Below are 23360 nucleotides of genomic sequence, written 5' to 3' on the forward strand. Positions count from 1 at the left end.
CGGCAGAGACGCTAGAAAGGGAGCGACTAGGACGAGGAGGACGAGGTTCCCGGAGTGGTCCCTGTACCGGTGGATCGGTTTCGGGTGCGTGATCCCTTGGGTCGACCTTGAGGGCGGCGAGCGGGTTCCTCGGCGCCCATGCGGCTGAGTTCATCCCCGCTCCAGCCCGCAGCGGAGGCCTCGGCGTATGCGGATCCGTACGGCTTTTCGGTGGCGTCGAGGAGGGTTTGGAGCCGCTTGCGTTCGGCGACGAGTTCGGCCAGGGGTTTGATCACTTCCAGACGTGAGGCCAGCATGGTTTCGGCGGAGGCCAGCATGGTCGACTTGGTGTCATCGGCAGGTGTGGTCATGGCCGCCATGGTAGCGGCCGACAGCCGCCGTGCACACGAGGTCGCGTGACGGCAGCCGCCTTGCGGCCGAGTTCTCGGGGGACGTTCCCCCGAACCCCCTTCCTGCACCTCACGGTGCAGTGCCGCCCTACCCCGGCACCCACCCCCAGCGGCCAACTACGTCGGAGCAAGTTAGTGGTTATTGTTCCAATAACCAAGCAGGGCGGCCCCTGCCTCGCTATGCTCGGCTGATCGGGGCCGCCTTTTCGGTCCGGGCACGGACCGATGGTTGAGGCTGTCCCTCGAACGGGAACAGGGGAAATGACCAGCGACGCACCACGCGCCCGACGTCGTGAACGTCGGTCCGATAACCCGCGCACGCACCGCGTGAACCTGGCCTACAACGACGCTGAGCTAGCGATCATCCTTACGGCCGCTTCCGTGGCCGGCCTCAAGCCCGCCGCGTACGCCGCGCGGGCCGCGCTCGCCGTTGCCAAAGAAGAGGTCTCCCCCGTACCCGTGGACGTGAAGGAACGGTTGCGAGCGCTAGGGGATTCCCGGGTCTCTGTGAACCGAATCGGAACCAACCTGAATCAGATTGCAGCCGTTTTCAATTCGGACGGTGTGCAGGTCCCCGAGCGACTTTTGGCCGTTCTGGAACGTGTGGAGAAGACGGTGCGGACACTGGACGAGGCCACCATCGCGGTGATGGAGGGCCGAGCGTGATCCCGAAGAAGGCGAAGTCCGGCGCCCGCACCGCCGGACTCCTGTACTACCTGTACGGGCCGGGTAAGGCGAACGAGCACACCGACCCCCACATGGTGGCCGCGTGGGACAGTGGAGTACTTGACCCCGCCCGGAGTTCCGGGGCGACGATTCCCCGTCTGGCCATGCTGCTGGACGCGCCGCTTGCCGCCCTTGAGGGCAAGGTGCCGGACCAGCACGTCTACCACGTCCCGGTACGGCTGGACCCGGATGACCGGATGCTGTCGGATGCGGAGTGGCGCGAGGTCGCGCACGAGATTATGGACGCTGCGGGCATCGCCAGAAAGGGCGATCCGATGGGCGCCCGATGGGTGGCCGTACGGCACGCCGACGACCATATTCACATCGTGGCGACGCTCGCGCGACAGGACGGACGCGCCCCCGACGTACGACGGGATTACGTGAAGATGCAGGCTCGCGCGCGTGAGTTGGAGGTCCGTTACGGCCTGCGGCGACTGACGAGCGGAGACAAGACAGCGAACCGGTGGCCGACAACGGCCGAGGAGGAAAAACGCAAGCGGAAGCACCGAGAAGAGCCACCCCGGGTGACGCTGCAAGCGAAGGTCCGCGAGGCCGCCGGGCGGGCCCACTCGGATGACGATTTCTTCGCTGCCATCAAGGGTTCCGGGCTGCGGCTGAATACGCGCACAGCACCGGACGGAGCGGTCACCGGCTATTCGGTCGCGCTCCCCGGCGACCGCACGGCGGGAGGGAGGGCCGTGTGGTTTTCCGGCAGTCGACTCGCGCCCGATCTGTCGCTGCCGCGTGTCCGTGAACGCTGGACCGGCACACCTCCCTCAGCGCTGGTCGCCGGCGCCGGGCCGATCGGTAGCCGGGCCGCCGCGTGGCAACTCGCGGCCGAGCAGGTGCACCAGGCCGCCGCCGTCCTCGGTCAGGCCGGGAACGAGGCGGGCGCTGGCGAAATGGTGGCCCTGGCGGACTTCCTGACGACGTACGCGGCCCAGGCCCCCGCCGCTGTCAGGGGCGAACTGCGGGACGCGGCCCGCGCGTTCGAGCGGGCCGGACGCGCACCCACCGGGCGTCGCATGGACAGTGAGGCGACCGCCCACCTGCGGGCCGCGACCCAGCTACTCGCCATGGGTGCCGCCGTCGTGGCCAGCGGGGGAGAGAGCGCCGCCGCCATCGCGGTGATGGTCGCCGTCGCCCTGGCCGTCGCCGCCGCGATGAGGTGGCACCAGGCTGCCCAGCACCAGGCACAGGAACGCGCCGCCGCCCAAGCAGGTCGACACCTGTGGGCCGCCACCGAAATGGCCTACGGCGCGAGTGCCGGCACCCGCGCGGGACGCCGGGCTACCTGGGAACACACCACGATGCAGCCGGACGGCTCCGCCCTGGTCGAGGCCTACGCGCCCGTTGTCCGGGAAGCGATTCCGCATCTGGCGGAAACTGTCCTTGGCGAGGCCGCGTGGCCCGCCCTGGCCGCGACCCTCCGGCAGGCAGAAAACGCCGGATACAGCCCGGCCCGAGTGCTCGCTGAAGTCACGGCAGCCCGCGGCCTCGGCGACGCCGAGAGCACGGCCGAGGTCCTGGTGTGGCGCTTGCAACGGCGGATGGACAGCGACACCCGCAAGGCCTCCACCGAGAAGCCGCAGACCGCACCCCGGAATCCGGCGGCGCCCACCGACACGACCGGCGGCACCGGGGATCCCCGTACGCCCGCACCGTCGCGGGAACCGGAGGACGAGGGCGGCGAGGAAACTCCCGCCGCACCGACCGCCCCGCCGCCTGTGGTCGGTCGAGGACCGGCCGCCGAATCCACTCCCCTCGGCGGCCCCGACACACCGACGTTCGGCGAGGCCGTGCGCCAGGCCGTTCCCGCCCACGCGACCGCTGTGCTTACCGACCCGGCCTCGGCGACCCTGGCCGACTACCTCATCAGGGCGGCCAGGGCAGGTCATCCCCCGGCGGAGCTACTGGCGGAGGTGGCCGGGGCCCGCGACCTGGCCGACGCCGACAGCGTGGCCCAGGTGCTCGCTTGGCGGGTACAGGGGCGCATGACGCGGGCGGGACAGGCCGCTGCCGCCCTTGCCCGGTCCACCGGGACGAGCGCGGCGCCCGCACCGGTGGCGCCGACTGCCTCGGGCGAGCGCACAGCGGCCGATCGGGCCGCCACCGAGGCGGCGCAACGCCGCAGCGAACAGCGCGGACGAGGGAGGTAGAGCGGGACACCCCGCGAGAGTCCGGCAGCGGAGAAGGCCGCGTGCCGAGCGAGGCTGAACGCTAGCTTCATCGAGACGACAGCGACGCGAAATGAGGACATGGTGACGACACCGAGCGAGGCAACCGCATGAGCGACACCACAGCGATGGAGCAGGCCGCCGGGCAGGCCGGGCAGACGGCCGCTATGGCCCTTCAGGTTCTCGTCATGGCCGCCCAGGCACTCCTTGAGCACCAGAAGCGCGAGGCAGCCCGCGCAGCCGCCGCGCCGCCCCCCGCGCCCGAGGCGAAGGATGCGCCGCGCCCGGAGCCGGAGCGTGATCCGGACCGGGACCGGTACGCCCAGATGGTCAGGGACAGCGTGGAGCCGTCCGCCGTCGCCGTGGCCATGGTGACTTCCCCGCAGTGGCCCCAGGTCGCGGACGAGCTCCGCCGGCTGGAGAGGGCGGGAGTGAACGTGGCAACGTTCATCGGCGACGCCGCGCCCCTGATCGCGCGTGTGGACGCCGACATGCGCACCGGCTCACCCACCCCCGGCGTCATTGCTTCGGCGACGGCCAGCACGCCGCCCAATCCGTTCGCAGCACCGGTCAGCGACACTCGCCCCGAGCGCGAGGGCCCCGGGGTGGTCGAGCGGTTCATCGAGTGGATGAAAAGGGCGATCGAGGCCGTCAAGGAGTGGTTCCAGAAGCTCACCGGACGCGGTGAGAAATCCGTACTCGACGGTTGGGAAAAGGATCTCGCCAAGAACGGTGTCAGCCCGCAGGAGAATGCCCGGGCCGTGATCACGGCACGGGAGGCGATGGCCGATGAGAACGTGCTCGGCTCGTTGGTCGCGTCCCGTGAGTGGCCGGGTATCGCGGCGCAGATGAAGGCCGCTCAGGCGGCCGGGCACGACCCGCGCGAGGCCTTGGCGGGTGTGCCCCTGCGGATGAAGCAGGCAACCGACGCGGGCATTAGCCTCAGCCCGGCCGAGGCCGCCCGCGGATTGCTCAACGAGCAGGCGAAGGCGCCCGCCCTGGCCCGCACTCCCGCAGCGCCAGCACCCGCCAGCACCGCCCCGGCAGCTGCTCAGTCGGCTCCCTCGGCGCCAGCGCGCGCGGTTCCGGCGGCAGCTCCGAAAGCACCTCGTCCAGTTCCGAAGAGTGCGGCCGAGAAGGCGGCAGGGGCAGCAGCTCAGCCCCCACCCCGTCGGATCGGCGAGGCCCCGCGCGTGGCCCCGGCGGTTGCGCCCTCCCGGGCGGCAGCGGCTACCGCCCAGTCGACCACGGCCGCCCCCGGATCCAGTCCGGCCCCCGGGCCGCAAGCGGCTCCGACCCGCCCGGCCCAGGGCCCGACGCAGGGCCGGGGCCACACCCGCTAAGGCTCAGGCAGAGGAGGAGAAACCACGATGAACCAGCAGTCTCGTACCCCCCAGTCGGCGGGCGATCAGGAGTCCGCACGTAAGCCGCAGCACCGTCCCGGTCCGGCGGGAGAATCTGGCGCGGACGACCCGGAAGGGCTGCGCCTGGCGGCAGCGCTCAGTCGCAGCAGCACAGTCCACACAGCTCGTGCTGACGACGCTCTCGGTGAGGCCGACGCCGCCCGAGGACGTGCGGGCGAGGCCGCAGCCCGGGGTGACCTCGGTACGGCGGGGGCCGAGTGGAGCGACGCCGCAGGACTGGACGGGAGGGCCGCGCACGAGGCCACCACGGCGGACATCGACGCCCGCGCGGCAGCGGCCACGGCGACGTCCACCACTGTGTCCGCGCCCGCGCAGGGAGGGCGTAAGGCCGGTCCCGCAGCGGCGGGACAGAACCGAGGCCAGAGCACGCCGCCGGCCGCCACCTCGGCGCCGCGTCGCATCCCGTAGGACCCGAACAACGCCAAGGGCCGGAGGGGATTCCCCTCCGGCCCTTGGCGTGTACACGCTAGGTCTAGGTGCCCACGGGCTCCGGCGCCGCCTCTGCGGACACTCCGTAACCTGGCAGTGGCTCCACCGGAGGCGTCAACAGGGCGGTGTGCTGTGCCCGGTCCGGGTTGGTCATGCAGGCCGCGAACGGCCCTGACGCGTCACGGAGTTGGGTCACCATCGGGTCCAGGTGGTCACGGTGCCAGACGGACGGACCGGTACGGCCGCCCGTCTCCGGGTCGGTCAGTTCCTGCCAGGCCAGCCACGTGGCGTGGAGGCGGGCGATTGCTGCCGGGTGAGCCCACCAGCTCGCGCACCAGGTCGCGGACGAGGAGACCTCAGAGAGGTACGTGGGCACCAGCAGGTCGGCCACCCAGTCGGCGAGGGCGGCCAACTCGGTGTCGTACTTGTCGCCGGTCAGGCGCAGGATGAACGGCGGAGTCTCGGGCTTTTTGGCCTTGCCGTCGCCCTGGCCGTCCTTCCCCTCCCCCTCCCCGTCGCCGGAGGCAGCGGCGCTCAGTTGCTCCACGGCCTTGGTGTTGTGCTCCAGTTGCGTGGCGAAGCCCTCCACCACGGCCCGCAGGTCTGCCACGTCCTCGGCGATGCCGTCGAGGGTCGGCGTCTCCTCGCTCATGCTTCGATCACCTTCCGAGAGGCCCGCTCCGCGATCAGCTTCGTTTCGGCCTTGGCCGCCGCTGTCCGCTCGGCCGCGCCCGGCTCCAGGTACCAGGGCCGCAGCCGGATCATGGCGACCCGTACGCCCGTGGCCAGAAGCAGGGCCGTTCCCTTGGGCATCGCCCGGATTTCGGCGGCTTCCATGATCCGCTCGCGGCGGCGGGAGGTGCTGACGCTGCGGCCCGAGGAGCCGTGGCTCACCGAGGTCTCGCGGACCTTGTGGTCACCCACGAGTCGGCTGATGTCCTCGGCGAAGTCCGCGTCGTCCAACCCGGCGCCCAGGGCCTTGACCGTGGCGGCCGACCAGAGTGCATCCATGCCTGCCTCACCCCACACCCGGACGCCCTGGCGGTAGCTCTGGAGGATGGTGATGGGGACGATGCCGCGGGAGCCCAAGTGTGAGTACAGGTCGGGGAGATCTTCGATCCGGCATACGTTCGCAGCCTCATCGAGCACCGCGACCAACGGGGCGTCGAGGCGGCCCCCGGCCCGTTCGGCGGAGGCCATCGCGGCCCGGAGCACGGCGTCAGCAGCAGCGGCGATGACGCCGGCCGCCGACCCGCCCCCATCCTTGGACAGCAGATAGAGGGTGTCCCGGGTGCCTACGAAGTCCATCGGCCGGAACTCCCGCGCCCGGGGGTCCGGGGTGACCCACGCCAGAGTCTCGGGGTCGAGGAGGCAGGCGACGCACTGGCGGGCGGTCTCATAGATGCCGTCGCGGGTGTCCGCCGCGCCCGCCACGGTGCTGGCGAGCTGCTGGGCCAGGGCCTCTTTCCCGGCCGCTTTGAGTGCGCTCACCGGCCCTCGGTCCGAGGGGGTGGACAGCCACGCCAGAACGTCCGCCACTGAGCCGTTGGAGACGGCCGCCGCGTGGAAAAGGGCCGTGAGCAGGTTCTTTGCGGCTCCCATCCAGAAGTCGCCGCGGCTTTTTTCGTCGGTGGTCGCGGCGATGAAGTGGGAGGCGAGCCGGCCGGCGCCCTCGATGGTGCGGGCGCCCGCCAGCATGTTCCACCACATCGAGCGCTCGGTGTGCGTGATGCCCTGGGGGTCGATCGTCCACACCGTTCCCACCCGCTCGCGGTCGCGTTTGGTGACGTTGTAGACCTCCCTTTCGCCGATCTTGTTCGACGTGAAGAGGACCGCACCCGGGGCCCGTTGGATGGCGGGGATCGCCAGCGCCGTGGACTTGCCGGATCGCGGGGCCATGATCGCCAACATCACGTCCTCGAACGACGCGCGGAGTTCGGGGCCGTGCGGGTCGAGGTTGCCGAGCAACACCCCCGTCTCGTCGGCCGCCACTTCCGTCACGCCGTCCAGGGAGGGCCGCAGCTCGCGGGCGCGGGCGGTCATGACCTTGGGTGCGAGGGGCGCCATCTCCCGCAGGCCTGCGAGGCCGGGCCGGTGGGAGAACCACCGGCGCCAGACGTACCAGCCGCCGACGCCGAGGAGCGCGAGCACCAGGACCAGGAGGACGACCATGCCGACCGTGGCGGCCGTCGCGTGCCCCGGCCACAGGGCGCCGGGGCCGTCGCCCAGGAGGCGGAACACCCCCTTCACCGAGGAGTCCGGCCAGGCCCAGCCGCCGCCGACGACGGCGACGCCGAGCGTCCCGCCGAGGCAGCCGGCCAGGTACAGCCCTCCCCCGCCGAAGATCGCGCCGAGAATGGCCGCGGGGGCGGCGATGCCGCCCCCGGACCCCGTGCCGTTGTCGTTCACTCGCTGGCCACCTTCCGCCGCATCGCCGCGTCCGTGTCGTACAGCTGGGTTTCCGCCTCGGTCAGGTCGAGGCGGGCCGGGGCACCGGCCCGGGTACCGATCTTGATCAGGTACTTGCCCCGGCCGGGGTGCTTCTGGTTCGTGCCGTCCACGCCCGTGATGCTCGGCGCGGACCAGGAGGCCACGAGGCCCTGTTCCTCGGTGGTCAGGGGCCGTTGCAGGTTGACGCGTTCCAGCTCGCCCGCCGACAGCGCGCCCAGAATGAGGGAGTCGCACCGGTCCATCAGGCCCAAGGCCTTGGCCCGGTCTTCCGGAGTCGGGAGGCTTTCCGGGTCGCGGAGCGAGTGCGTGATCAGGAGGGTGACCTCCCCCTTGGACCGGTTGAGGCGGGTCATGCCGTCCATGGCGTCGACCATCCCCGGACCGGCCCGCAGCGCCCTCCACATCTCATCGAGCACCAGGACCGCCGGGCGGTTCATCATCCCCAGCGCCCTGGCCGAGTCGATCGCGCCGTACGCAAAGCTCCAGGTGGCCAGGAGGCCGGAGGCCACCACCTGATCACCGGCCGTCAGGATCGCGGACAGGTCGACGCTCACGGCCGGGGCGTCGAGGTCGAGCGGCTGTGTGGTCGGACCGTCGAAGAGACCGGACAAAGGCCCCTGGCACAGGTTCTCCAGCGCCAGAGTGACCTCCCTGACCAGCGACCGGTAGTCGTCCACGTTGTCCACGAGCAACTTGTTCCACAGCTCTTTGGGCCCCTCGCGCAGGACCCGGACCACGTCCGGGATCACCGGGTCATCGGTCAGGGACTCCGACACCCGTTCCACGGCCGCGCCCACCACGTTGGCCTCGGGTGCCGTGGCGCGGCGGCCGAGGCCGTGCGGGGTGGCGAGGAGCGCGTGGAGCAGGTCGGAGCGCCGTCCGTTGATCTCCGCCTGAAGAACGCGTTGGCGGTCGGCCGGCATCGTGTGGAGCTTGCGCCGCAGCGGGCCGGAGTCGAGGGGGTTGAGCCGGTCGAGGCCTCGGCCGATGCGCACGACCTGGCCGCCGAGCCCTTTCACGAGGGGCGCGTACTCGCCCTTGACGTCGCCGGGGACGACGATCATGGAGCCGTACGACGAGTAGACCAGTGAAATCCGCTTTGCGATGGCGCTCTTTCCGGCGCCGGGTTGCGCCATGATCCATACGCCGGGGTTCTGGACGAGGCGCCCCACCCAGCCCTGAGGGTCAAAGCACACCATTTCGCGGGTCAGCAGGTCGGTGCCGATGGGCACGCCCTCGGGGGGCAGCGGGGCCCCCAGGACGAACGGATACAGGCCGGCGACCTCTGACGTGGTGCCGAGGTAGACCGCGCCACGGTCGGCGTGGGGGCTCCGTCCGGAGCCGGCTCCGCGCCAGCCCCGGCGCGGAGCGACCACCCGTGTGTTCAGCCGCCAAGCGGTAGGCTCCGCCTCGGCGGTCCCGGCGTCCTCATAACGCCGGGACCGCTGTGCGTCGTCCGCTGCACGGCTCTTTCGCCTGTTCATCGGTTCCTTTCGTGTGGGGTCGGGGTCAGGCGAGCGGGTGCACGCCGACCGGCAGGCCCGCGACGAATGCAGCGCTCTGGCCGCCGTAGGCGTACCGGAAGCGCAGGCCGCCGGCCCGCTTCGCGATCTGCTCGACCTCCCGCTGTGCAGCGGGCATGTCCGCCGGGTTGGTCACGGTCGTGGTGATGTAGATCGTCCACTGTGCGAGTCCGGCGCCGTAGGCCTCTTGTTCCGCGTTGCGGTCGGCGGCCTCGGCGTCGGCCCGCTCGCGGCGGGTGGTGGTGCGCTGGGAGCGACGGCGGTACTCGGCCCGTGCGTCGCTCGCGTTCAGCTCGCGTTCCACGACGGCGGCAGCTTCCTCGGTGGGGAGGATGCGGTATCCGATGGTGATCCGCCGTACGAACCGGCCCGGCGCCATCAAGGGCAACAGAACATCGAAGGTCACCGGCTTGCGGGGAGCCTCCCGCAGCACCCACGACACGGACATGGCGCCGTCGTGCCTGTAGTCCGTCCACCCTTCCTCGGCAGCGGTCGGCCCCGCCTGGTCCCAGGTCAGCGCCGCCATCTCCTCTTCGGCGGCGTCGGCGTCCTCGGGATGGAAAGCTCCCCGCACGAGACGGACGAGGTCTGTGTCCGTGGCCCGCCGGAGCACGTCCGCGCCCACTCCGGTCAGGTCGACGCCATCGAGGCGCCGCAGCGTCTCGGCCGCCGCCTCTTCCGGGGAGCCGGGGCGGTCGCTTGCCCGGCCCGGCGAGGTGACGAGGGTGAGCCAGGCCATGAGCTGGGCACTGGCACGCGGGGAGGTCTTGACGAGTTCGGTCACCGTCGCCCTGGCCAGGTCCGGCGCCTGGCTGTCGACCCTCCCCCGTACGTGATCGCCCAGGGCCGCACCGGACGCCGGGGTGATCTGGAGCGTCACCGTGGCGGCGTCCACGCTGTCCTCATTGGCGAGTGCGGCCAGCGTGGTCCCCCAGCTCGCCACGTTCTGATTCACCTGCGCGCGGTTGGCCAGCAGCGCGCCGCCCGGCGACAGCAGCAGCGTTGACGCCATCTGGCCGGTTGCCTGGTTCCACACCAGTCCGGCCCGCCCCGCGCTGGAGTCCTCCACCCCCAGGAGCCTGGTCGGTGCGAGGACACCCGGCAGGTCCAGCGCCTTGGGGTGGGGCAGGTACAGGCCCCGGTAGCTGGTCTCTCCCCGCCAGGCCGCCCACTGCCAGCGCACCCGGCCCACGGCCAGGTCCAGCAGCGGCATCCCGTGCCGCTGCCAGCAGGCGAGCACGATGACCACCAGGGCGAGCGGTACCGACACCAGGAGGGTGCGTAGGCCCAGCACGTTGGCGGCGCCGATCGGGACGAGGATGGCGGAGACGACGACGACTGTCTGTCCGCCGTTGAGGAGGCCGATCCCGAGGGAGCGGGACCGGCGCCAGCCGCCGTAGAGGCGGGGAGGCTGTTCCGTGGTCGACATGGCTTACTGCCCTCCGTTGGTCGTGGGCCCCTGTGGCCCGTTGTTGGCCTCGGCCGCGCGGTGGGCGATCGTCACGCCGCTACCGGCGCCCGAGTTGTTCGCTGCACCGGCCGTCGAGCCGCCGCCCCCGCTCGCACCGGTACCGGCCGAACCGCCGCCCTGGCCCTGACCGTTGGCGCCCGCGGATTGCTGGTCGGCTTTGCCCTGCTGCGGAATGCCACCCTCTTGCCCGCCGCCCTGGCCGCCCATGGTCGAGCCGGCCGAGTCCACGGCCCCCTTGGCCACCTGCGCCGCCGCCATGGCGGGGTGTGCTCCGGCAGCCCCGGCAGCGGCTCCGCCAGCGGCCCCGGCCTTGTCCATGGCCTGTGCGTGGCTCGCGGCGGACGTCGGGGAGCCCCCGCCGCCGTCCCCGCCGCCGCCGAACTTGCTGGCCAGGCTGGCTACACCACCGGCCGCAGACAGGGCGCTGGAGAAACCGCCGCCCGTCGCTCCGGCCACGGACGCACCCAGCGGCGCGAACAGTCCCAGCAGACTCTTCAGCGCGACGATGGACAGGAATAGGGTGACGATCCCCCGGAACCAGTCAATGAATTCACTGCCGTTGGCGACCTCAACGAATCCCGCCGAAATGATGAGCGCGACCGTCGGTTTATAGACGATCACGACGGCGATACTTGTGTAGAGCCTCGGGAGCCATTGTTTGGTCTTTTCTCCGCCGATCTGTCCCGCGCCTGCAATCGGCAGCAGCAGAGCTTGAATAGGGATTGACGCCTGCCGGAGAAAGTTCATGATGAACTGAACGCCACCGATCAGGAAGACGATGGACGCGATGACCAGAATGGCCATGGGATTGAATCCGGTCGGCAGGAGCATGAGCACCACGCGCTCAGTCAGTTTTTCGTCACCGTGGAAAGCGACGTTGATGATTGCCGCCGTGAGCTGGTCCGATGCGACCAACAGAGAGTCAATGACGGTGACGCCCAGCGCGCACACCAGGACATTGACGACCATGCCCTGTAGCGCGTCGGACAGCGGTTTCCCTTTGCGTTGTATCATGGCCCGGATGCCCTGCAAGATCACCAGAATGATGGCGATCATCTGGCCGACTCCGAGCATGATTGCTTGCAGTGAGAAAGTGACTGTCGATCCGTCTGGCATTTTCCCCGTCTGGGAGTCCATGACTCCGGAGTTCTTTACCTGAATGCTCGGAGTCGTCAGCCACCAGGTAAGGCCGACTTTGAGCATCTGCGTCACGAATTCCGTCATGCCGTCAGCCATCGGTTTCACGACAGTGTTTGCCAGGGCCTCAGAGATCGCTTTTCCGGCCTTTGGCGCGATGATCTTTCCGGCGACACAGGCCGTGGCCCCGGCAGCGCCGAGAGACGGAGTCAGCAGCAAGTTGCACGCCACGTCCCACCACCCATCGATCGCGGGCGGCCCGGCGGGAAGGGACGCCGGTACAGCGTCCGCCACGGCCGGAGCGGCGGCGGGCGCCACAACAGGCTTGACAGCGGCGGGAGTTGCGGCCATGGCCGGGGCAGCGGCAGGCACCAGCAGCGCCAGGACCACGACGACGAACAGGCCCCGCAGGAGGGTTCTCATCGGGTATCCCCTTCCTGGATCGCGGACCAGCCGGCGGAGTTGAAACCGGCAGTGCCCAAGTCGGACGGGTCGGGACTGGTCTGCGGGGCGCCCGTCTTCGAGTGCCAGTCGTTCGCGGTCCACACGTAGGTGGTCGTGCTGCCGAGGAGCTGCGTCTTTTCCGCCGTCCCGCTGCCGGGGGTGTAGACGACCCGGGCGAGGACGGAGACTTTCACCGAGTCGGCTGTGTCGGCCGTCCACTGCACCCCGATGACGAAGACGTTCATGTGGGCGCCCGAGGGGAGGTCGCCCGTTCCGGGAACTCCGGCGCTCAGCCGCGAGCTTGCGGTGGACTGCCGTGCCGCCTTCTCCACGTCGGAGGCCTCGGCCGGTACGGCGTACACGGTGGCGGCCGTCGCGGCGGCGTCCGGGTCCCAGCTCCAGCCGTAGCGGACACTGGCCACGGCCGCCGCCGCCGCACCCTCGGGGGTGTGCCCGAACTGGACGGGTAGCCCGTCCTTTTTGCTCCGCCCGGTCGGCAGGTTCGCCCACTTCGTCGGGGCGACGTATCCGCCGTCCGACGACTGTGTGGGCAGCGGCGAGGCCGAGGAGGACGACGAGGGCGCCGCCGACGAGGACGGGCCGGGGGCAGCGGACGGGGAACCGCCGCCGTTGTTGACCACGAGGGCGATCACGGCGACCGCCAGAACCACGATCACGCCGCCAGCGGCGAACAGCAGTCGGCGCATACGCCGGGCCGCCGCACGTTGCAGGTCGAGGGTCACCGGATCAGCCGCCCATCAGCGCGGTGACGATGCCCACCGAGAGCGTCACGACGCTGCCGCCCGCGATCACCCAGACGAGGCCGCCGGCGCCCTCCGCGCTCAGGTGGGAGCGGTTGCGGCGGCCGACCATCATCATGATGCCGCAGGTGATGAGCCCCATCACCCCGGCAAACATCCCGATGTATTTGCCCCAGGAAATCCAGTCCGAGAAGGTTTTGCCCATTCCGGGAGGCGCCTGCGGGCCGGGGTTGGGGAGGTTGTCCGCCAGGACCGTCAGGTTGTGCGGATCGAAAATCAACGGGATTCCTTCCATCAGTCGGAGAAGCCGAGGGCGGCCCGCAGCTCACGGGCGGCTCTGGACACCGGAGCGTCCGTCAAGGCCTCGGCGGTGCCGTCGACCAGCCGGAGCCGGTAGAGATACGGGACGTGAGCGATGCCCAGGGTTTTCGGGGCCACGGTCCGCAGTCGGTAGCGGACCGGCAGCGGGAGCCGCAGCGGGGCGTCACGGATGACGACCAGGTACGGCCTGGGGGTGCCGGGGTGCCACCGGTTCAGAAGTTCCTGTGTCCTGTGCAACCCATAAGCGGTTGAGCGTGTCACCACAACTGGGATGTAGTTGTGGGGCAGATGTTGCCCGTGGTGCAACTCGACTGCCCAGCCTTGGCTTTGGGGGTCGAGCAAACACACGACTGTAGACGTTCCCGCCCCTCCGTGCGCTCCCATCACGGCAAGTCCGTGCTGTGGAGCGGTTGGTGGGGCGGGAGTACGACGCGCCATCACATCCCCCTCGTTCACTTGCGCAATACGGATCATCACTGAGAGGCTATCAGAAGTTACTAGCTGAAACTACTTATAAAAGTTGGCGATCGATGAGCCCAAAAGCCGCCGGGGTCTTCCGGCCCGACGTACTCGCAGACCTGCGAAAACGAGCCCAACTGAGCCGTGCGGAACTGGCGTTGCTCGCCAGGATCAGCCCGGAGACTGTGCGGGCGGCCGAGACCGGGAAGCGGGTCCCCTCGGCCCGGGTACTGCACGCCGTGGCCGAGGCCCTGGCCGTCCCGGTCGACCGGCTCTCTCCGGTCGGGAAGGCGACGCCGACGCTCAAACAGCTTCGGCAGCGCACCGGACGGACACAGCGGGAGACCGCCGAAGTCATCGGTGTAAGCGGCCAGATGGTGAGCCGAGTTGAGGCGGGGGTGTACGGGGTGCGCGACCGGGCACCGTGGGCGTCCGCCTATCAGGTGACTCCCCCAGAGTGGACGGCCGCGTGGGAGGCCGGCAGGGAGGCACGGCGCAAGGAGATCAAGAGCAAGCCGCGGCGAACACGACGAAGGGGAAGGGAAGGGACCGAGTGGCAGCCAAGCTTGCAGCCGGAGCCGTCGCAGCAGTCGGAGGGCTGATCCTCGCGGGCGTGATCGGCACCGCGGCCGTGGTGGGGGGATCGTCCGCCTCGGCGGCCAGTTCGACCGGCATCAAGGCCGGGAAAGTCCCCGCCGCATTTCTTCCGTGGGTGATGAAAGCCGGGGCCCTGTGCGCTGACGAGTCGCCCGCGCTCATCGCCGCCCAGATCGAACAGGAGAGCCATTTCAACGCCGCCGCTGTGGGACCGAAGACCAAGAGCGGCACTGCCAAGGGTCCGGCCCAGTTCGTCGATTCCTCGTGGGGGATGTGGGGGGACGATGACGACGGCAGCGGCACCGCCAGCCCGTTCGACATCGGGGACGCCGTCATGGCCGAGGGCCGCTATATGTGCGCCCTCATCGAGGAGGCCAAAGGGAGCGGGTACCCGGGCGGCTCCGTGGCGCTGGCCCTGGCCGGCTACAACGCCGGATGGCTGTGGGTTGACCACTACCAGGGGGTCCCGCCGCCGTCGTTCTCGCACGGCGAGACCTACGAATACGTGCACGACATCATCGACCGGGCCGCCGCGTGGGCGGACACCATCGCGCCGGCCGTCGCGGGCAGCGGTTCCGGCGCCGACGCCGCCCGGAAGGCCTCCACCTACTTGGGACTGCCGTACGTGTGGGGAGGCGGAACCCCCGAAGGGCCCTCGGTTGGCTTTTGTTCCGGCAACAACGGTTATTTGAACGGGAGTTGCTTCGCGGCGAACCACTCCGGATTCGACTGTTCCAGCCTCACACAGAACGCGTGGTGGTCGACCACCCACCTCCCCCGCACCGCCGCCGACCAGTACACCGCGACTGCCTCACACCCCGTCAGCATGGATGACCTGCAAGTCGGTGACTTGATCTTCTACTCGCACACCGGCAGCGGCAGCGACGCGTACCACGTCGCCATGTACTACGGGGGCGGCATGATCATCGAGGCACCCAGGACCGGCAAGAACGTGCAGATTGTCAAGCTGTACCGGTCGGGCGGACTGGTCGGCGCCACCCGACCTTCTTAGCGTGTACATGCCAATGTAGGTTCTCGCGCCAGTCTGCGCTTTCTCACCGGCTTTGCGCCGACCCTGCGCCGCGCGCAAGGTCGGCGAGAAACCCGCAGGTGGCGCGGTGACGTTCAATTCGGTCGACGCGTACGCGCTGCGGTCGCCGAAGGAAGCGCAAAGTCTGCGAGACGCGACGGGCGCAACCTCAGTGAGACGGCTGCCGTTGCCGCTGGTCAAAGCGGACCCGGCTGCAAGATCGAACGAGAACCTACAGCCAAGAGGGGTGTTCGCGCTGACCTTGACCCCGCCTGTGCGTACGAAGGAACACGTACCGACCCGTCACCGCAGCGGCCGGCTCGCCGCTTGGACCCCGAAACGGGAGGCAAACCATCATGGACAGCAGCGATGAGTACGAGTACCGGGAGACCACGGTCTTGGGGACGGGCGGGGAGATCGCCGCTGCGGTGGTTGCGATCTCGAAGCCCAAGCGGCCCGGACCGCTCTCCCCGCTGCCAGAGTTCGAGGGGTGCACGCGCGGATGCCCGGAAGGTGAGTGCTACTGCGGCGAGCCCATGACGCGCGACTTCCTGTTCCCTGACGGGGATGAGAACGGCTGGGAAGGCGACTACGAGTAGGCAAACAAGGAATCGGCCCTGCACCCGGCGGTGGGTGTAGGGCCGATTCCTGTTCCCGAGGAGCCGGGCCGGGGTCAGTGCAGCGTGGCCGCCGTCCAGTCCACGAAGAAGGCTGGCAACCCGGGGACATTGATCGCGTCGACCAGCGCCACCAGATCGTCCGTCCTCAGCGGGGGCAGGATCGCCCAGCCGCCCGCCGGTACGACCGACGCCCCGTCCGCCTTGCTAGCCGCATCCTGCTTCGTCAGGTCAGCCGCGAGCGTTGATCCACCACGTACAGTCATGCCAGATCCTCCAGGATCGAGGCCTGCGGACGACGAGACGCAATCCGCGCCCACAGGCCGAGTGGGTGAAGACGAGGGGTCGGGTTGCCGCCCGACCCCTCGATTGGTGTCTCACCGTAGTTGATTTTTTGCTAGCTAGCTAGCACGCTAGGGAGCGTGTTAGCTAGAAAGCGTGGAAGCGAGCGAGCTAGCATGCTCGCCATGGATGAACCCCAGATCGTAGGCAGCTACTCGGAGACGGGTGGTGTGACCAAGACCGCGACTGCGGTTGGTATAGCGGTTTCCGTTGCCGAGGAGTACCCCGACGAGATCGTGCTTCTGGGGGATCTCGACCCCAGGGGAGCCACCACCAAGTGGACTGGCGCTCGGCCCGTTGGGGCTGGTCTCGATATGTCGGCGATCCTCGGCCAGGACGACGTTAAAGGGTGGGCGGACGACCTGGCTGTGTCGCTGGACCCGGCCAAGGGATGGCCCCGGAACCTACGGGTGATCCCCTCAGGCTTCCGTAAGCAGGCGATGCAGGAGAGCTTGCGCCAGGACCACGCAGAGATGCGACTAAAGCGGAGTCTCGCCGGCACCCGCGCCGCGTTCGGCGTGTTCGACTTCCCCAACCGGCAGGGAGGCATGCTCACTCAGAACGGTCTCACTGCCTGCACCCACATCGTCTACGCGGCAAAGCCGGACGAGGACGGTTTGGACGGGGTCGACGGGGCGAAGGAGACCGTGCGCAAATTCCACGACTACCGGGACGAGATGAACCTGCCCAGGACCCCGCACGAGATTGGGATCATCCTGGGAGCCGCTTACACCGGCGCTGTCTGGACACGTGACGCTCTCCGAGCCGTTGAAGAGTTCGAGCGGACGTCGCCCGGCATGCTGCTGAAGCCGTATGTCGAGTCTCTGGTGATCGTCAAGGAGAGCCGCGCCGCCGGAGAGTGGTACGGCAAGTACCCCAAGGGGGCAAGCGTCGCCAAAGCGTACCGAACGGTGACCTTGGACAGGGTGATTGCCCGATGAGCGACGAACGGCCGACGCCCCGCCTGCGTCCCGCCCCGCCAGTAGAAGGCTCGGACGATCCTGCCCGCCCGAGCCGTACCCCTCCCGCCGACCCCTTGCCGTCCTCTCCTGGGCGAGGACGGCCCCGGCGGAGCCAGGCCACAGTGCAGCTCAATACTCGCGTTCTGCCCTTGCTCGACGACCTTGTGACGCTTGTGGTCGAGGAGCACGGGCTCAGTAAGCGGGAGGTCATCGAGACCGCGCTGAAAAAGGCGTACCCCGCTGAGTACAGGAGGCTTCTAGCGCGCGAGAGAGCGAGCGAGCTAGGTACCTAGCTCGCACGCTACATAGCGCGCGAGCTAGATACCTAGCAAGAGAGCTTGCGAGCTAGCTAGAAAGCGAGCTTGCGCGCTAGTACGTCTGAACTGGGAAAACAGCTGACCCCGAGAACGCCCAACCTCCAAGAAGCGCGTCCCCGGGGCCTACCGAACGAGGAGAAAGAGAACTCCCCATGCGCCACCAGATTAAGGCTCACCAGGGCAGAAACGACACCACACGACCGGTGACTACCCACGTCGCGGGGGAGGGTCGATGAGGAACGAGATCACTCGGAAGCTGAGCGAAGTGCCGGGGTGGTTGGTCGCCGTGGTGCTCTGCTGCGTTGCCCTGGCCGTCGTCGCTGCCGCCTACGTGGCCCTTAGTCGGGTGGGGCGGGCCCTGTGGCGGAACCGTGTCCGTAGCCGTCTCGCCCGGCGCCGCCAACTGGAGAATGCCGGGCAGACCGCAGTTCAGCGGCCGGGGCTTCAGAAGCTGGTCGACCAGTGGGCCATGCTCGGCGGATTCATGGGCATGACCGCGAGCATGTGGGGCTTGTTCCACTTCGCCAAGGATCAGGCCGAACTGCCCTGGTACCTGCAGTTCACGTTCGTCGCCGTCCTCGACGGCACCGAGTTCGGGCTGTTCCTCGGCTTGTATCTGGGTGTCCGGGTAGGCGCCAAGAAGCTCACCCCAGCCATGCGACACGCTCACCGACTGGCGTGGGGGCTCGCGCTGTTGTCATCGGCCGCGCAGGTGGCCGAGGCGCACACGTGGCAGGCCAAGGTTGCCATGGGCGCGCTGCCGATCGTCGCAGCCATCCTGATCGACTCGCGCCTGCGGCAGATCCTCGCTGACAACCGCGGTGACCAGGAGGACGAGGACGCCCAGCCGGGACCGATCCGCCTGCTGACCATGCTGTGGGCGAAATCCTGGGGATGGATCTTCGCCCAGTTCGGCCTTGACGTGACCGCGAGCAGTTCGGCCGGCGCCCGCCGGGCCCAGGTGCGGCGGGCCGCCGAACTCACCTACCAGCACGGCAAAGCCCGCAAGGACCAGGTGCAACCAGGCCGAGCGGGCAAGAAGGCCCGGAAGACCGCCAAACGGCTCGGCGCCCGTGCCCTGGAGGCCCGCATTGTGGCTGGCATCGCCGACGACGACGCACAGAAACTTTCGTTCGTGCGCCAGATGGCATGGCTTTCATCGGACGCGCATCTTGCCGACCACGATTGGACAGACCGGGACGGCACGCTCTCCCTCCTCGACCGGCTCGACGTCGCTGAGACCCACGAACTGGTGAGCATCGAGGAGCGCACCGCTGCCGCTCGTGCCGCTCTGCTGGAGATCGAGCACGCTCGGAAGACGAGCGAGGCCGCTCGGAAGGAAGCCGACCAGCAGGCCGTGGAGGCCCGTCGCCGCTCGGAAACAGAGACCGCGAAGACCGAGGCCGCTCGGCAGACGCTCGCCACCATCGAGGACGAGGCCGAGCAGGCTCGCAGTCAGGCACTCGCGGCGAAGGAACGCGCGGCTATTGCTCAGCAGGAGGCCGAGGCAGCCCGGGACGACGCCGAGCGCGCTCGGGAGGACGCGGCCGCCGCTCGGGGGGAGGTCACCGGTTTGCAGGAGCGTACGGAGGCTGCTCGGGAGGAACTCGCCAACGCTCAGGAGGCGGCCGACCGTGCCCAGCGGCAGCGCCAGGAAGAAGGGCAGAAGCTCGCCGAACTCCGGGACCGTACCGTGCGGGTGACGGACGACCAACGCGCCCGTGAGGGGAAGTTGGAGGATCTCGCCGAGTCAATCCGGGCTGCAGAGCAGAGCCTAACCGGCCTCAGTCTCGCTGTGGAGCAGGCGGAACAGCAGTACCTGATCAAGGCTGAAGCGGTACGGGAGGCCGAGGAGCGGCGCGAGGCGGCGGCGAAAGCCGAAGTAGAGGCTGCGAACGAGGCGTGGAACATTCTGGTCCTGGAACGCGAGGCGCGGGCTGCTCTAGCGGCTACGGCCAGCCAGGTGGCCGCCTACGTCGAGGCTGAGGATGAGGAGCCCGTGGCGCTCCCGCTTCCCGGGCAGTCACTGTTCCCGAAGAGCGAGGGCAAGGAACGTGCCTGGATGGAGTTCCGCCGCCACCGAGCGGGCCACGGAGAGGGCGAGCCGAGCGCGGCCAGTCTCGCCACAATCGGCGGCGTCACGGAGTCCCGTGCGCGTGACTGGCTGGTGAACTTCCGAGCACTCCACCCGAAGGTGATCGCTGCAGAGACGATCAAGCGAGCGCAGGACCGGTTGAACCGAGCAGGCGAACACAGTAAGCCGAGTGAAGCCGAGCACGCCACGACGATCGGTCTCTGGCCGCAGAGGACAGCCGAGCGTCATCCCGCGGAGGCCGAGCACGCAATGGCGAGCTGACCGCCGCGGCCGAGCAGTCTCTACCGAGAAGCGAGCAGAGCCGAGCACGCTGAAGGGGCCGTCCTCGGGCGGCGAACTGCAGCACCGTCACCAGCGCCAGCATCCCCGGCGGGATCACCGGACGTCCCCGGTCCAGATACAGCGAGGCCAGCCCCTCCCCGGAGAACACCTCGCCGAACTCGTCCCGCAGCCTCATCGCCAACGAGCCCTGCGGACACACGGCCCGCGCGACCCGCACGGTCTCCGCCGGGATCGCCCCAAGACCCACCGCCTTCAACGACACCGAACCCCCGAACCCCTCATACACATACAGAACGCCGGTCTTGACCACTGAAACCAAGTGGCCAAGACCGGCGTCAAGCTAGGGCCAGGGCTTATCTCAACAGTGTCCCGCACGGGTGCCCCCTCTCGTGTGCTGACCGCAGGGTGTCGAGATCACCGGATTAGCGTGTGCACGCCAGAATTGGCCCGGTTCTAGGAGGGTGAGAAGCCATGAGGGGCCGACTCTTCCGAGTCGGCCCCTCCATCGCGTTTCAGGCTGTGTCAGGTCAGATGGTCGAATTCCCCGGCGCCCGCGCCAGAGACGAACGCGGCGATTTCCTCCCGGGTGAACATCAAGATGCCGCCCTCGGGATCCTTACTGTCGCGCAGGGCCACCCATCCGTCCGGGGCGGAGGCGAGTTCCACGCAGGCGCCGTTGTCGCTGCTGGCTCGCGCCTTTATCCATTGCAGCCCCGTGACGTCTACACGAGGCGGAGTTGGCGTGTTCATGGGGTCGGCTCCTTGGCGGCGAGATGTGACAGGAGTGCCGCGGACTCCGTGGGATCTAGTGCGACCGCCATCAAGCGGTCGAAGACCTGAGCGAGTGGTCTAACCTGCGCTTCCTTCTCCATAAGGAGATTCCCGCCCATGCCGTCCACGTAGGCGATTTTCGGGTCACCCGCGCCGAACTCCAGTAGCGTGAAGGACCCCCGCATACCGGGATGAGCGCCCTTGGAAATCGGAATGATCTGGACAGTGACATTCGCCCGGTCAGAGGTGGCCCTGAGGTGATCGATCTGTTCGCGCATGACTTCCGGCCCGCCTACTGGCCGGCGCAACGCCGATTCATCCACGACGGCCCAAAGCTCGAACCCAGCGTCGTTCAGGCGGTGTTGCCGCTTCTCGCGGACTGCCACCAGGTGGTCCACTTCCTTTGCCGAACGGTCACCCCCGCTGGACAGAACCGCGCGTGCGTACTCCGTGATTTGCAGCAGCCCCGGAACGTACGTGGACTCCCACGTCTGCACCTTGCGGGCATCAGCCTCAAGACCAACGTACGGGCCGAGGCCGACAGGAAGAGCCCTCTCGACGTCGCTCTGCTCCCACCAGCCGGGGGAGGAGGCCAGGCGACGGATCTCCAGCATCTGCTTACGCACGTCCATATCGGTCACGCCGTACAGCTCAAGGAGATCAAGTACGTCGCGCTCCCGTACGACCGACTTTCCGTGCCCTTGCTCAATCCTGCTGATCTTGGACACCGCGCAGTCGAGGTGCGTGGCCGCTTGGCTCTGGTCCATGTCGGCTCGCTCGCGCAGCTTCCGCAGGTCGGCGCCAAGGCGCTTGCGCAGCGTAGTGGGGCCGTCCGTGGTCATCCTCTGTCGCCTTCCCCTCCGCCGTCCTAGTCGTGGAATTGCCTGCGACCAGTCTGCCCTATTGGGCTGGGGGCGTGCGGACATGGTGGTTTGCCCTCTCGCTAGCAGCCGAGCATGTCCATGGAATTCCGTCATAGTATTGCGCCATGGAATTCTATGGGAGACTCTAGAGTCCCATAGACACGCGCTGTAGCAGTCCCTGAGCAGGGCGCCACGCGTGGGACTGGAGTGCGCCCATGCCGCTGACAGGACACAAGATCACCGGAACGAACCTGGTCAGCACTGTCTTAGCCGCGGTGCCGCCTGCGTCCGCCGTCGTGCAAGTCCCGGCGGCCTTGCCGTTGGTCCCTCAGCGCCGCCGAGGAGGCCGGGCATGACGCACCACCCCCGCGACCACCACAGTGGCCTGTCTGTGGTTCCTCCCCAGGGGAACGGCCCAGATACGGCACATGCCGCCGATCGTTGCGGCGACGCGGGCCGCCGTCAGGCAGCCTCGTTTTCTGCGGAGTCCCTGAGGTCCCCGGCCACCGCCCGCCACTACACCAGCGGGCACCTTGCCAAGTGGGGAGTGCCCGGGGACCAGATCGCAACCGTTGAGCACATCGTCTCGGAGTTGGCCACCAACGCCGTGCGGCACTCCCCCGGACGGTCGTTCAGGTTGATCGTCACCATCACGGCGGGCCGAGTGGTCATCACCGTTCTGGACAGCGGGCGGTACCAGCCGCTTGCCTCTCACACGGCCGACCCCGACGAAGAGGGGGGCCGCGGGCTCGCCTTGATCGAGGCCCTGGCCGACGAGTGGGGCCAGTACGCCCACCGTGGCATCAACGCGGTGTACGCCGCCGTGCGTCTGCCCGCTCAGGGGGAGGAACGGACGTGCTGATGTGCCCGGAAAAGCCCCGAGAACTGGCCCGGGGGAGAGGCCTGGCGGTCCACCGGTACCGCTGTGAGCACGCGATCACCGCACACGGCCGTGACGATCCGATCTTGCTGGCCAACGAGTACTTGACCGGGGTCCCCCATGCAGCCGCGTGCTGGTTGCTCGGACGCATGTACGGCATCGCCACGTGGTTGTTGGACCCGGCCGCCGTTGCTCCGCTCGCGGAGGGCTTTGCACCGGTCTACGCCGAGGCCGTAGCCGCGCTGGAGACGGGACGCGGGTACGGCGTGAAGGTCGAGACGGTTGACGGCATACACACCGTTCGCGTGCTGCCGTCGTCAGCCGTCGACCAGCACCAGGAGCACGAGCAGGGATCCAGGACATGACCGAGACCACCACGAGGAACCCCATGGATGACCAGAGCGGCCAGTTGCCCAGCCACGGGCATGGGAACCTGCCCGCCCTCCCCGGCGGGCAGTCGGGGGCGGCCGTCGAGAAGACCCGACAGCCGACGCCCCCATTCGCCGGTGACTTGGTGCGGACGATCCAGGCGGCCGGATCAGCGGTACAGGTCGTCTCGGCACTCAACCCGGCGAGTGACATCACGGTGAGCGCACACACCGTGCTCGTATGCGCGGGCGATACAGCGGCTGACGCGCTGCAAGCCGCCGCCGACCTGGCGAAAGAAGCCCCCACACTGGAGATTCAGGCCGTGAACCTGGCCAAGGTGCCCGGGTCGGTCGATGGCATGTGGGAGTGGCACGTGATTCTGACGGTCAGTTCGCGCGACCCTCAGACCGCCGAGTACGGCGGGAGCACCCATCACGGCCAGCCGCGGTGATGCCTACGATGCAGCGCACGCCTGCGCCTGCCCAGCAGCGGGCCACGCGCCACTACGCCACGGCAGACCCCG

General features: G+C 68.9%; 24 protein-coding genes. 12 read left to right on the forward strand and 12 right to left on the reverse strand.

Annotated elements, in window-relative coordinates:
* Positions 1–26 precede the first annotated feature (26 nt).
* Positions 27–350, reverse strand: a complete 324-nt coding sequence (locus tag ACWIHT_RS44880) for a hypothetical protein (RefSeq protein WP_456174439.1) — start codon at positions 348–350, stop codon at positions 27–29.
* A 300-nt stretch (positions 351–650) separates the two neighbouring features.
* On the opposite strand from ACWIHT_RS44880, the gene mobC reads away from it, so the two are divergent.
* From mobC to ACWIHT_RS44900, 4 genes are all read left to right on the forward strand, one after another.
* Positions 651–1055, forward strand: a complete 405-nt coding sequence (mobC, locus tag ACWIHT_RS44885; RefSeq protein WP_456174440.1) for a plasmid mobilization relaxosome protein MobC — start codon at positions 651–653, stop codon at positions 1053–1055.
* The gene (locus ACWIHT_RS44890; protein WP_456174441.1) at positions 1052–3274 is read left to right on the forward strand and encodes a relaxase/mobilization nuclease domain-containing protein; all 2223 of its coding nucleotides are present in this window, start codon (positions 1052–1054) and stop codon (positions 3272–3274) included. Before mobC ends, ACWIHT_RS44890 begins: the two co-directional genes overlap by 4 nt.
* A gap of 128 nt (positions 3275–3402) precedes the next feature.
* Positions 3403–4635: a hypothetical protein gene (locus ACWIHT_RS44895; protein WP_456174442.1), complete on the forward strand. Its 1233-nt coding sequence runs from the start codon at positions 3403–3405 to the stop codon at positions 4633–4635.
* Between the two features lie 27 nt (positions 4636–4662).
* Positions 4663–5124 (forward strand): hypothetical protein, encoded by a 462-nt coding sequence (locus ACWIHT_RS44900; protein ID WP_456174443.1) that lies wholly within the window; start codon positions 4663–4665, stop codon positions 5122–5124.
* 64 nt (positions 5125–5188) lie between these two features.
* On the opposite strand, the gene ACWIHT_RS44905 is transcribed toward ACWIHT_RS44900, so the two are convergent.
* The 8 genes from ACWIHT_RS44905 to ACWIHT_RS44940 are packed head-to-tail and all read right to left on the reverse strand — an operon-like array spanning position 5189 to position 13490.
* Positions 5189–5797, reverse strand: a complete 609-nt coding sequence (locus tag ACWIHT_RS44905; RefSeq protein ID WP_456174444.1) for a DUF4913 domain-containing protein — start codon at positions 5795–5797, stop codon at positions 5189–5191.
* On the reverse strand, positions 5794–7554 hold the full coding sequence (locus ACWIHT_RS44910) for a type IV secretory system conjugative DNA transfer family protein (RefSeq protein ID WP_456174445.1): 1761 nt from the start codon (positions 7552–7554) through the stop codon (positions 5794–5796). The genes ACWIHT_RS44905 and ACWIHT_RS44910 overlap by 4 nt, the downstream gene beginning before the upstream one ends.
* A complete protein-coding gene (locus tag ACWIHT_RS44915) occupies positions 7551–9080 on the reverse strand; it encodes an ATP-binding protein (RefSeq protein ID WP_456174446.1) in 1530 nt (509 codons plus the stop codon). The genes ACWIHT_RS44910 and ACWIHT_RS44915 overlap by 4 nt, the downstream gene beginning before the upstream one ends.
* Positions 9081–9105: 25 nt before the next feature.
* Positions 9106–10548, reverse strand: a complete 1443-nt coding sequence (locus ACWIHT_RS44920; RefSeq protein WP_456174447.1) for an SCO6880 family protein — start codon at positions 10546–10548, stop codon at positions 9106–9108.
* Between the two features lie 3 nt (positions 10549–10551).
* Positions 10552–12150, reverse strand: a complete 1599-nt coding sequence (locus ACWIHT_RS44925; RefSeq protein WP_456174448.1) for a hypothetical protein — start codon at positions 12148–12150, stop codon at positions 10552–10554.
* Positions 12147–12914, reverse strand: a complete 768-nt coding sequence (locus ACWIHT_RS44930; RefSeq protein ID WP_456174449.1) for a hypothetical protein — start codon at positions 12912–12914, stop codon at positions 12147–12149. The genes ACWIHT_RS44925 and ACWIHT_RS44930 overlap by 4 nt, the downstream gene beginning before the upstream one ends.
* 4 nt (positions 12915–12918) lie before the next feature.
* Complete coding sequence (locus ACWIHT_RS44935) at positions 12919–13212, reverse strand: hypothetical protein (protein ID WP_456174450.1); 294 nt, start codon at positions 13210–13212, stop codon at positions 12919–12921.
* Between the two features lie 14 nt (positions 13213–13226).
* Positions 13227–13490 carry a hypothetical protein gene (locus ACWIHT_RS44940; RefSeq protein ID WP_456174451.1) on the reverse strand — a complete coding sequence of 88 codons (264 nt, stop codon included), beginning with the start codon at positions 13488–13490 and terminating at the stop codon, positions 13227–13229.
* Between the two features lie 293 nt (positions 13491–13783).
* On the opposite strand from ACWIHT_RS44940, the gene ACWIHT_RS44945 reads away from it, so the two are divergent.
* From ACWIHT_RS44945 to ACWIHT_RS44955, 3 genes are all read left to right on the forward strand, one after another.
* On the forward strand, positions 13784–14314 hold the full coding sequence (locus ACWIHT_RS44945; RefSeq protein ID WP_456174452.1) for a helix-turn-helix transcriptional regulator: 531 nt from the start codon (positions 13784–13786) through the stop codon (positions 14312–14314).
* Positions 14266–15321: a C40 family peptidase gene (locus ACWIHT_RS44950; protein WP_456174453.1), complete on the forward strand. Its 1056-nt coding sequence runs from the start codon at positions 14266–14268 to the stop codon at positions 15319–15321. The genes ACWIHT_RS44945 and ACWIHT_RS44950 overlap by 49 nt, the downstream gene beginning before the upstream one ends.
* Before the next feature lie 374 nt (positions 15322–15695).
* Entirely contained in the window at positions 15696–15938 is a 243-nt protein-coding gene (locus ACWIHT_RS44955) for a hypothetical protein (protein WP_456174454.1), read from the forward strand.
* A 74-nt stretch (positions 15939–16012) separates the two neighbouring features.
* On the opposite strand, the gene ACWIHT_RS44960 is transcribed toward ACWIHT_RS44955, so the two are convergent.
* On the reverse strand, positions 16013–16222 hold the full coding sequence (locus tag ACWIHT_RS44960; RefSeq protein WP_456174455.1) for a hypothetical protein: 210 nt from the start codon (positions 16220–16222) through the stop codon (positions 16013–16015).
* Positions 16223–16423: 201 nt separating this feature from the next.
* Here ACWIHT_RS44960 and ACWIHT_RS44965 point away from each other — a divergent pair, with 201 nt between their 5' ends.
* Positions 16424–17239 (forward strand): ParA family protein, encoded by an 816-nt coding sequence (locus tag ACWIHT_RS44965; protein WP_456174456.1) that lies wholly within the window; start codon positions 16424–16426, stop codon positions 17237–17239.
* A gap of 570 nt (positions 17240–17809) precedes the next feature.
* Positions 17810–19933 (forward strand): hypothetical protein, encoded by a 2124-nt coding sequence (locus ACWIHT_RS44970; protein ID WP_456174457.1) that lies wholly within the window; start codon positions 17810–17812, stop codon positions 19931–19933.
* A 543-nt stretch (positions 19934–20476) separates the two neighbouring features.
* Here ACWIHT_RS44970 and ACWIHT_RS44975 read toward each other — a convergent pair.
* Together ACWIHT_RS44975 and ACWIHT_RS44980 are read right to left on the reverse strand one after the other, a co-directional pair.
* Positions 20477–20704, reverse strand: coding sequence for a DUF397 domain-containing protein (locus ACWIHT_RS44975; RefSeq protein WP_456174458.1), 228 nt, complete (start codon positions 20702–20704; stop codon positions 20477–20479).
* Positions 20701–21567, reverse strand: a complete 867-nt coding sequence (locus tag ACWIHT_RS44980; RefSeq protein ID WP_456174459.1) for a helix-turn-helix domain-containing protein — start codon at positions 21565–21567, stop codon at positions 20701–20703. The genes ACWIHT_RS44975 and ACWIHT_RS44980 overlap by 4 nt, the downstream gene beginning before the upstream one ends.
* Before the next feature lie 373 nt (positions 21568–21940).
* Here ACWIHT_RS44980 and ACWIHT_RS44985 point away from each other — a divergent pair, with 373 nt between their 5' ends.
* From ACWIHT_RS44985 to ACWIHT_RS44995, 3 genes are read left to right on the forward strand one after another with little or no spacing between them, the layout of a single operon-like run.
* Positions 21941–22450, forward strand: coding sequence for an ATP-binding protein (locus ACWIHT_RS44985; protein ID WP_456174460.1), 510 nt, complete (start codon positions 21941–21943; stop codon positions 22448–22450).
* Positions 22444–22833, forward strand: a complete 390-nt coding sequence (locus ACWIHT_RS44990) for a hypothetical protein (RefSeq protein WP_456174461.1) — start codon at positions 22444–22446, stop codon at positions 22831–22833. Before ACWIHT_RS44985 ends, ACWIHT_RS44990 begins: the two co-directional genes overlap by 7 nt.
* On the forward strand, positions 22830–23288 hold the full coding sequence (locus ACWIHT_RS44995) for a hypothetical protein (protein WP_456174462.1): 459 nt from the start codon (positions 22830–22832) through the stop codon (positions 23286–23288). The genes ACWIHT_RS44990 and ACWIHT_RS44995 overlap by 4 nt, the downstream gene beginning before the upstream one ends.
* Positions 23289–23360: the final 72 nt, after the last annotated feature.

This window comes from Streptomyces sp. NPDC002276 (assembly GCF_053891435.1).